The sequence below is a fragment of the Amycolatopsis sp. NPDC003861 genome, assembly GCF_053605405.1.
On the sequence record NZ_JBSGJD010000310.1, the window covers coordinates 1 to 9,856 of the forward strand.

Sequence of the window (9,856 nt, forward strand, 5' to 3'; positions counted from 1 at the left end):
GGGGCGGCGCTCCGAGGAGGAGCGCCGCCCCCGCCGCTGCCGGGCCAGGGCCGCCCGATCCGGCGCGTCTTCTTCCGGAGGACGGCGTTCCCTGGTCGGACTCATGGCCTCAGCGCTTGTCCAGCTCGGCGAGGATTTCCGGCCCCAGCTGCGTCACGTCCCCGGCGCCCATGGTCACCACGAGGTCGCCGGGCTCGGCCAGCCCGGCCGCCAGCGGCGCGGCGACGTCGAACGCCGGCTCGTACCACACCGACGTCGTCACCTGGTCCGCGATCAGGGCGCCGGTGACGCCCGGCTCGGGCTCCTCGCGCGCGCCGTAGACGTCCAGCACGACGACCTCGTCGGCCAGCGACAACGCCGCCGCGAACTCCGCCGAGAACGTCTTGGTCCGCGAGTACAGGTGCGGCTGGAACACCACGATCACCCGCCCGGACCCGGCCGCCGTGCGCACCGCGCGCAGCTGCGCGGCCACCTCGGTCGGGTGGTGGGCGTAGTCGTCGTAGACGCGGACGTCGCCGGCCCGGCCCTTGAACTCGAAGCGCCGCCGGACGCCGCCGAACGCCGCGAGCCCCTCGGCCAGCTCGAGGACCGGCGCGCCCAGCTCGATCCCGGCCAGCAGCGCCGCCACGGCGTTCAGCGCCATGTGCTCACCCGGCACCGCGACCCGCACCGACAGCTCGGAGCCGTCCAGCGCCAGCCGCACCACCCCGCCGTCCGGCGCCGGCACGTAGTCCAGGATCCGCGCGTCGGTGGCCGTGCGGCCGTAGCGCCGGACCCGGACACCGAGCGCCTCGGCCTGCTTGCCGAGGTCGTCCGCCGCGGCGTCGTCGGCGCAGACGATCAGCAGCCCGCCCGGCACGATCCGGCTCACGAACTCGGTGAACACCTTGGTGTAGGCCTCGGCCGTGCCGTGGTGGTCCAGGTGGTCCGGCTCGACGTTCGTCACGACCGCGACCGACGGCGAATACGTCAGGAACGAGCCGTCGCTCTCGTCGGCCTCGGCGACGAAGATGCCGCCCTCGCCGTGGTGGGCGTTGGCGCCGGACTCGTTGAGGTCGCCGCCGATGGCGAACGACGGGTCGAGCCGGCAGTGCTGCAGCGCCACGGTGAGCATCGACGTCGTCGACGTCTTGCCGTGCGTGCCTGCGATGCAGGCGACGCGGTGGCCTTCCATCAGCCCGGCCAGCGCCTGCGCCCGGTGCAGCACCGGGATGCCCGCCGCGCGTGCCGCGGCCAGCTCGGGGTTGGTCTCCTTGATCGCCGTCGAGACGACCACGGCCGACGGCGGCTCGGCCAGTTCGTCCACATTGGACGCCCGCTGGCCGACGAACAGCTCGGCGCCCTGGGCCCGCAGCGACAGCAGCGCGCGCGACTCCTTGGCGTCCGAACCGGACACGAAAGCCCCGCGGGCCAGCAGGATCCGCGCGATGCCGGACATGCCGGCCCCGCCGATCCCGATCAGGTGCGCCCGGCGCAGTTCTTCAGGCAGGTCAGGCACCGGCGGCCTCCAGGACGATCCGGGCGAGGGTCTCGTCGGCCTCGCGGTGGCCCATGCCGACCGCCGCCGCGCCCATCTTCGCGACGCGGTCGGCGTCGGTGACCAGCGGGACGACGACCTCGGCGACCTTGGCCGGGCTGAGGTCGGCGTCGTCGATCATCAGCGCGGCCCCGGCGTCGACCGCCGGACGGCCGTTGGTGGCCTGCTCGCCGTTGCCGATCGGCAGCGGGACGAACACCGCGGGCAGCCCGACCGAGGTCACCTCGGCGACGGTCATCGCGCCGGAGCGGCAGATCGCGACGTCGGCGGCGGCGTAGGCCAGGTCCATCCGCTCCAGGTACGGCACCGGCACGTACGCCGGCTTGCCCGGGAACTCCTGCACGACCAGCGTGTTCTTCGGGCCGTGCGCGTGCAGGACGCCGACCCCGGCGTCCGCGAGCTCCTTCGCCGCGCCGGACACGGCGGCGTTGATCGACTGCGCGCCCTGCGAACCGCCGAAGACCAGCAGCGTCGGCGCGTCCGGGTCGAGGTCGAAGAACGCGCGGGCCTCGGCTCGCAGCGCGGCCCGGTCGAGGGCCGTGATCGACCGCCGCAGCGGGATCCCGACGACCTCGGCGTTCGGCAGCGTCGTCCCCGGCACGGCGACGGCGACGCGCTTGGCGAACCGTGCGCCCACCTTGTTGGCCAGGCCGGCCGACTTGTTGGCCTCGTGCACGACGATCGGGACGCGCCCGCGCGCGGCCAGGTAGGCAGGCAGGGCGACGTACCCGCCGAAGCCGACGACGACGTCCGCGCCGACGCGCTCCAGCACTTCGCGGGTCTTGCGGACCGAGTCGCGGACCTTCAGCGGCAGCTTGACCAGCTCCGGGGTCGGCTTGCGGGGCAGCGGCACCGGCGGGATCAGCTCGAGGGGGTAGCCGCGGGCCGGGACGAGCTTGTTCTCCAGGCCGCGCTCGGTGCCGAGCGCGACGACCTTCGCGTCCGGTCGCAGCCGCATGACGGCGTCGGCCAGGGCGAGGGCGGGTTCGATGTGTCCTGCGGTGCCACCTCCGGCGACCACCACCACGGGCGCCTTGCCCGTGGCCGACCGCTCGGTTCCCTTGACGGGCTTACTCACCTATGACCTCTCCGGTTCGCGGTACTCCGGGTACCACGGCTCGCTGTTGTCCGCGCGGCCCCGCCGCGAGACGTGGCCGTGCTCGTCCGTGCCGCGCTGCGGCGCACCGGTTCGCGGACCGACCTGCGTCGTTCCTGCGCCGGGGCGGGCCGGGCCGCACGGGGCGCCGGCCGGGCCGCCTTCGCCCCACTCCGCCCCGCCGCCTTGCGCGTGGCGGGCGGGCGGTACGGGTCGGGCGCGGGCAGCCGCAGCAGACGCCCGAATTTACCCGGCCCCTGTGTGCGCAGCGCGGCCACCGCCTCCGGTTCGTGCCGGGCGGCGTTCGCGAGCACGCCCATGATGAGCATGGTGATCACCAGCGAGGTGCCGCCGTAGGAGATCAGCGGCAGCGTGACGCCGGTGACCGGCAGCAGGCCGACGACGTAACCGATGTTGATGCCGGCCTGGGCGACCAGGAACACCGTCAGCGTGCCGGAGACGATCCGGATCCACGGGTCGATGTTGCGGGTGGCGATCCGCAGGCCCACGATCGCGACGCCGGCGAACAGGCTGAGCACGACGACGCAGCCGACCAGCCCGAGCTCCTCGCCGATCAGGGCGAAGATGAAGTCGTTCTGCACGTTCGGCAGGTAGTTCCAGCTGGCCGCGCCCTGGCCGAGGCCCTTGCCGAACAGCCCGCCGTCGGCGAGCGCCAGCTTGGCCTGGTTGGCCTGGAAGCCCTCGGCGCTGACGTCGGCGTCCGGCGAGAGGAACGACATCACCCGGGCGAGCCGGTAGGGCGCGATGACGGCCAGCACGAGCACCCCGGCCAGGCCACCGGCCAGGATGACGCCGAACAGCCGTTTCGGGGCGCCGGCGAACCACAGCAGGGCGAGCAGGACGACGGCGAGGGTGACCGTGCCGCCGAGGTCGGGCTGCAGCATGACCAGGGCGAACATCAGCAGCGCGATCGGCACCACCGGCACCAGCAGGTGCCGCCACTGGTGGATCACGTTGTACTTGATCACCAGGATGTGGGCGCCCCAGAAGGCCAGCGCGACCTTGGCCGCCTCGACCGGCTGGAAGGTGAACTCGCCGATCTTGAACCAGCCCTGCGAGCCGTTGACCGTCGAGCCGAGCGGGGTCAGCACGAGCACCAGCAGGCCGAGGCAGATCACCGTCGCGGTGGCCGACATCCGCCGGATCCGCTCCAGCTTGACCCGCAGGCCCAGCCAGAACACGAACGAGCCGAGCGCGACGAACACGAGGTGCTTGATGAACAGCGAATACACGCCGCTGCCGGTCTTCGGGTTGTAGGAGGCGACCGACGACGCCGAGAGCACCATGACGATGCCGATCACGGTGAGCACGCCGGTGAGGGCGAGCACCAGGTGGAACGACGCCAGCGGCCGGGAGAGCCACGCGGTCAGCGCGGTCCGGAACGCGACGAAGCCGCTCTCCTTGCGCTCGCGGCGCGGCCGCTTCGGCGGCGGTGCGGGCTTGGTCTCAGCTGTCGTCACTCGGCTCCCCCGCTGCGTCGTCGCGGAGGACACGCACGGCCGCGGCGAACGCGTCGCCGCGCTCGCCGTAGCTCGAGAACATGTCCAACGACGCCGCGGCGGGTGCCAGCAGCACCACGTCACCTGGCCGGGCCATCGCGCTGGCCGCACTCACCGCCGCAGTCATGGGTTCATCGTCACCCGGACGGAGGCTGTTCACCGGGACATCCGGCGCGTGTCGCGCAACCGCGGCGGCGATCACGGGTGAATCGACACCGAGCAGCACGACCCCGCGGAGGCGGCCGGCGATGTTGCTCACGAGTTCGTCGACCGAGGCGCCCTTGAGCTGGCCCCCGGCGATCCACACGATGTTCGCGTGGGCGCGCAGGGATCCGGCGGCCGCGTGCGGGTTGGTCGCCTTCGAGTCGTTGACGTACCGCACGCCGGCCACTTCGGCGACCTCGACGGCCCGGTGCGGGGCCGGCTGGTACTCGCGCAGGCCCTTCACCACGGCGTCGGCCGTGACGCCGTGCGCGCGGGCCAGCGCGGCCGCGGCCAGGGCGTTGGCGACGTTGTGCGGGCCCGCCGGGCGGACGTCCGACAGCGTGGCGAGCTCCTCGGCGCTGTTCGCCGGGTCGGCGACGAAAGCGCGGTCGACCAGCAGGTCCTCGACCACGCCCAGCTCGCCGGCGCGCGGGGTGTCGAGCTGGAAGCCGACGCGGCGGGCGCTCTCGGGCGCGTGCTCGGCGGCGATCCGGGTCGACCAGTCGTCGTCGGCGTTGTGCACGGCGACCTTGGCCCGCGTGTAGACGCGGCCCTTGGCGGCCGCGTACTCGGCCATCGAGCCGTGCCAGTCGATGTGGTCCTCGGCCAGGTTGAGCACGACGGCGGCGTCCGGGGCCAGCGTCGAAGACCAGTGCAGCTGAAAGCTCGAGAGCTCCACGGCCAGCACGTCGTAGCCGGCGCGAACCGCGTCGAGTGCCGCGTACCCGATGTTCCCGCAGGCCACGGCGTTCGCCCCGGCGGCCTTGAGGATCGACTCGAGCATGCCGGCGGTGGTCGTCTTGCCGTTGGTGCCGGTGACGACCAGCCAGCACGGCGGGTGCTCGCGCAGCTGCCCGACCCGCCAGGCCAGCTCGACGTCGCCGATGACCTCGATCCCGGCCTCGGCCGCGGCCACCAGCAGCGGCGACGTCGGCCGCCAGCCGGGGCTGGTGACGACGAGCGCTGTTCCCTCAGGTGGCTCGGTCAGCCCGGGCACCAGTTCGGCGCCGAGGCCCTCCAGCTCGGCCAGGCGCCCGGCGTTGCCGTCGGTGACGGTGACGCGCGCGCCCAGCTCGACCAGCACCGGCACCACGGACTTGCCCGTGACGCCGGCCCCGGCGACGAGAACGTGACGACCGGCGATCTCCATGTCAGCCGCCGAGACCGAGCTGCTCGCTGTAGAACAGGCCCAGCCCGAACATGCAGCAGATCGCCGAGAGCAGCCAGAACCGGATGATCACCGTGGTTTCGGCCCAGCCGGCGAGCTCGAAGTGGTGGTGGAACGGCGCCATCCGGAACAGCCGGCGCCGGGTCGTCCGGAACACCGCGATCTGCGCGACCACCGAGATCATCTCGACCATGAACAGGCCGCCGATGACGATGGCGAGCAGCTCGGTGCGGGTCGTCATGGACAGGCCGGCGACCAGGCCGCCGAGGGCCAGCGAGCCGGTGTCGCCCATGAAGATCTTCGCCGGGGCCGCGTTCCACCAGAGGAACCCGACGCAGGCGCCGGTCGCCGCGGCAGCGACCACGGCCAGGTCCAGGGGGTCGCGGACGTCGTAGCAGGCGGCGGCCGGCGCGTTGGCGCAGGACAGCCGCTCCTGCCAGAACGAGATGACCACGTAGGTGGCCAGCACCATCGCCGCCGCGCCGCCGGCCAGGCCGTCGAGGCCGTCGGTGAAGTTCACCGCGTTCGACCAGCCGGAGATGACGATGTAGCAGAAGATCACGAAGATCACCGACGGGAAGGTGATCAGCGCGAGGTCGCGGACGTAGGAGAGGCTCTCCGACGCCGGCGTGATGCCGTGCTCGTTCGGGAAGTTCAGCACCAGCACCGCGAACGCGATGGTGACGACGAGCTGCCCGACGAGCTTCGCGGTCTTGTTGAGCCCCAGGTTCCGCTGCTTGCGGATCTTGATGAAGTCGTCGAGGAACCCGACGATCCCCAGGCCCACCGCGAGCATCAGGACGAGCAGCCCGGAGGCCGTCGGCGCGCCGCTGCGGGAGTTGAACATCCAGTTGATCAGGTGTGCGGCGAAGTACCCGACGACCATCGCGATGATGATCGCGACACCGCCCATGGTCGGGGTACCGCGCTTGGACTTGTGTCCCTGGGGGCCTTCCTCACGGATCTCCTGGCCGAAGCCCTGCCGGGAGAAGACCCGGATGAGGTAGGGCGTGAGCAGGATGGAGATCAGCAGGCCCGCCGCGGCCGCGATCAGGATGCTGATCACGCGTCACCACCGTTCGAGCGATTCTCGGAGTTGTCGGTTTCCCGGGGTTCGAGCAGGGCTTCGGCGACCCGCCAGAGGCCGGCCGCCTTGGAGGCCTTGACCAGCACCACGTCCCCGGGGCGGAGCTGATCATGCAGCAGGGCGGCGGCGGCCTCGACGTCGGGTACCAGAGTGGACTCCTCGCCCCAGGAGCCTTCCTGGTGCGCCCCCTGGTGCATGGCCGCCGCCTCGGGCCCGATGACCACGAGCTTGGCGATGTTGAGCCGGACGACGAGCCTGCCGATCTCGTCGTGGGCGGTGACCGAGTCCGCGCCGAGCTCGCCCATCACGCCGAGCACGGCCCACGAGCGGCGGCCGGTCTCCCGCGTCATCGCGGCGAGGGCCTTCAGGCCGGCCCGCATCGACTCGGGGTTGGCGTTGAAGGAGTCGTTGAGGATCGTGACGCCGTCGGGCCGGGTGACGACCTCCATGCGCCGCGCGGAGCGCCGTTCGAGGGCCGAGAGCCGCTCGGCGACCTCGGCCGGCGGCACGCCCAGCTCCAGGGCCACCGCGGCGGCCGAGAGCGCGTTGCCGACGTGGTGCTCGCCGTGCAGCGGCAGCTTGACGTCGGCCTCGCCGGCCGGGGTGATCAGCCGGAAGGACGCCCGGGCCTCGTCGTCGAGGGTGATGTTCTCCGCGCGGACCTGGGCGGACGGGCTCTCGCCGACGAACACCACCCGGGCCTTCGTGCGGCTCGCCATGGCCGCGACCAGCGGGTCGTCGAGGTTCAGGATCGCGACGCCGTCTTCGGGCAGGGCCTCGACGAGCTCGCCCTTGGTCTTCGCGATGCCTTCGCGCGAGCCGAACTCGCCGACGTGCGCGCTGCCGACGTTGAGCACGACGCCGATCTTCGGCGGGGCGATTTCGGCGAGGTGGGCGATGTGGCCGGGACCCCGCGCGGACAGCTCCAGCACCAGGTGCCGGGTCTGCGCGTCGGCCCGCAGCGCCGTCCAGGGGTGGCCGAGCTCGTTGTTGAACGACCCGGGCGGCGCGATCGTCGGGCCGAGCGGCTCGAGCAGCTGCGCGATCACGTCCTTGGTCGAGGTCTTGCCGGAGGAGCCGGTGACGCCGACGACGGTCAGCTCGCCCTCGGCCAGGCGCTGCACGACGTGCCGGGCGAGCTTGGCCAGCGCGGCCAGCACCGCGGCGCCGGAGCCGTCCTTGTCGCCGGTCAGCGCGACCGACCGCTCGTGGGCCTCGCCCGCGGCCGGCGGCGGGACGACGATCGCGGGCGCGTCGACCTCGCGGGCGGCCAGCACGGCCACCGCGCCGGCCTCGACGGCCTGCGCGGCGAAGTCGTGGCCGTCGACCTTCTCGCCCGGCAGGGCGACGAACAGGCCGCCGGGCGTGAGCTTCCGGGTGTCGAACTCCACGGTGCCGGTCACCTGCGCGCCCGGATCGGCGCGGTGCAGCCGGCCGCCGACGACGTCGGCGATCTCGGCCAGGCTGAGCACGATCACACACTCACCTCGAGTTTGTTGCGGATGGCCGCGGCCAGCTCGTCGCGGTCGGAGAACGGGTGCACGACACCGCCGGCCTCCTGGCCGGACTCGTGCCCCTTGCCGGCGAGGAAGACGATGTCGCCCGGCTCGGCCAGCGCGACGGCGTGCGCGATGGCCTCGCGGCGGTCGCCGATTTCGATGACCTCGCCGCCCTCGGCGGGCCCCACCGCGCGGGCGCCGGCCAGCATGGCGGCCCGGATCGCCGCCGGGTCCTCGGAACGCGGGTTGTCGTCGGTGACGATCAGAACCTCACTGCGGCGGGCCGCGGCCTCGCCCATCATCGGGCGCTTGGCGGTGTCCCGGTCGCCGCCGCAGCCGAGGACGGTGATGATCCGGCCGTCGGTGCGGGCGCGCAGCGCGTCCAGGCCCTGGGCGACCGCGGCCGGCTTGTGGGCGTAGTCGACGACCGCGGTGAACTCCTGGCCGACGTAGACGCGTTCCATCCGGCCCGGCACCTGCACCTGGGCGAGCCCGGTGACGATGTGCTCCAGGCTCACCCCGGCGGTGCTCAGGATCGCGGCGGCGAGCACGGCGTTGGCGACGTTGAACTCGCCGGGCAGCGGGATCCGGGCGGCGGCGCGGACGCCGTCCGGGCCGTGCAGGGTGAACGTCTGCTCGCCCTGCGGGGTGGCCTCCAGGTCGGTGGCCTTCCACGCGGCGTCGGTGCCCGGATCGGTGGTGACGGTGATCGTCTGCGGCGTCAGCAGGGCCTGGCCCCACGCGCTGTCGACCACGACGACCTCGTGCGTCGAGCGGCCGTCGAACAGCAGCGACTTCGCGGCGAAGTACTCCTGCATGTCCTTGTGGAAGTCCAGGTGGTCCTGGGACAGGTTGGTGAACGCGCCGACCGAGAACCGGGTGCCGTTGACCCGGCCCAGCGCGAGCGCGTGGCTGGAGACCTCCATCGGCACGTGCGTGACGCCGCGCTCGAGCATCACCGCGAGCAGCGCCTGCAGGTCCGGCGCCTCGGGCGTGGTGAAGCCGCTGACCAGGCGTTCGCCGGCGATCCGGGTCTCCACCGTGCCGATCAGGCCGGTGGTCAGGCCGGCCGCCTGCAGGCCCGCGTCGACCAGGTAGGACGTCGTGGTCTTGCCGGAGGTGCCGGTGACGCCGAGGACGGACAGCTGCAGCGAGGGCTCGCCGTAGATCCAGGCGGCGATCTCGCCGAGGGCGGCGCGCGGGTCGGCGTGCACCAGGATCGGGACGCCGGCGTCGCGCAGGGCGGGCCGCTCGGCGCCGGCGGCGTCGGTGAGCACCGCGACGGCCCCGGCGGCGACCGCCTGGTCGCTGAAGTCGGCACCGTGCGCGCGGGCGCCCGGGAGGGCGGCGAAGAGGTCACCGGGCAGCACGTGCTGCGCGCGCAGCGTGGTGCCGGTGACGGTGAGCTCGGCCGCGTCGGGCGAGCCGGCGATGAGGCGGGCGTCCGCCCTGGCGAGCAGCGTCGCCAGCGGGACCGGGACGATGCGCGCCGGGCGCGGCGGTGCGGGGACCGCTTTCACCGGGCTTTCCGGCACCGGGGAACTGGACGAGGACACGGACACGGCCAAGAGGCTACCGGCGGCCGTTCCGGGCCCCCGCACGCGGTACGGCGATTGCGCGCGGCTGAGGCACATGTGCTAGGCGCCGTTCCCGACCTCGTTGCCCCGCAACGGTTTCCCCGCCGCCAGCTCATGTGGACACTCTGCCGCCGCCGGTCGTGAGTGGTAAGGCGGGTTAGAACCCGC

The 9,856-nt window shown here is 73.1% G+C and carries 7 protein-coding genes; all 7 read right to left on the minus strand.

Features of this window, described 5'->3' with window-relative positions; translation table 11 throughout:
• Positions 1–109: 109 nt before the first annotated feature.
• Genes murC through ACWEVN_RS42830 form a run of 7 tightly spaced genes read right to left on the minus strand, consistent with a single transcriptional unit; the run spans position 110 to position 9,631 of the window.
• Positions 110–1,498 (minus strand): UDP-N-acetylmuramate--L-alanine ligase, encoded by a 1,389-nt coding sequence (gene murC / locus ACWEVN_RS42800; protein ID WP_452055095.1) that lies wholly within the window; start codon positions 1,496–1,498, stop codon positions 110–112.
• Positions 1,491–2,615: an undecaprenyldiphospho-muramoylpentapeptide beta-N-acetylglucosaminyltransferase gene (gene murG, locus ACWEVN_RS42805; RefSeq protein ID WP_452055096.1), complete on the minus strand. Its 1,125-nt coding sequence runs from the start codon at positions 2,613–2,615 to the stop codon at positions 1,491–1,493. Before murG ends, murC begins: the two co-directional genes overlap by 8 nt.
• Positions 2,612–4,114, minus strand: a complete 1,503-nt coding sequence (gene ftsW / locus ACWEVN_RS42810) for a putative lipid II flippase FtsW (protein WP_452055097.1) — start codon at positions 4,112–4,114, stop codon at positions 2,612–2,614. Before ftsW ends, murG begins: the two co-directional genes overlap by 4 nt.
• Entirely contained in the window at positions 4,101–5,507 is a 1,407-nt protein-coding gene (murD, locus tag ACWEVN_RS42815; RefSeq protein ID WP_449686835.1) for a UDP-N-acetylmuramoyl-L-alanine--D-glutamate ligase, read from the minus strand. The genes ftsW and murD overlap by 14 nt, the downstream gene beginning before the upstream one ends.
• A gap of 1 nt (position 5,508) precedes the next feature.
• Entirely contained in the window at positions 5,509–6,591 is a 1,083-nt protein-coding gene (mraY, locus tag ACWEVN_RS42820) for a phospho-N-acetylmuramoyl-pentapeptide-transferase (protein WP_043785144.1), read from the minus strand.
• On the minus strand, positions 6,588–8,090 hold the full coding sequence (locus ACWEVN_RS42825) for a UDP-N-acetylmuramoyl-tripeptide--D-alanyl-D-alanine ligase (RefSeq protein WP_452055098.1): 1,503 nt from the start codon (positions 8,088–8,090) through the stop codon (positions 6,588–6,590). The genes mraY and ACWEVN_RS42825 overlap by 4 nt, the downstream gene beginning before the upstream one ends.
• Positions 8,087–9,631: a UDP-N-acetylmuramoyl-L-alanyl-D-glutamate--2,6-diaminopimelate ligase gene (locus ACWEVN_RS42830; RefSeq protein WP_452055099.1), complete on the minus strand. Its 1,545-nt coding sequence runs from the start codon at positions 9,629–9,631 to the stop codon at positions 8,087–8,089. The genes ACWEVN_RS42825 and ACWEVN_RS42830 overlap by 4 nt, the downstream gene beginning before the upstream one ends.
• Between the last annotated feature and the right edge of the window lie 225 nt (positions 9,632–9,856).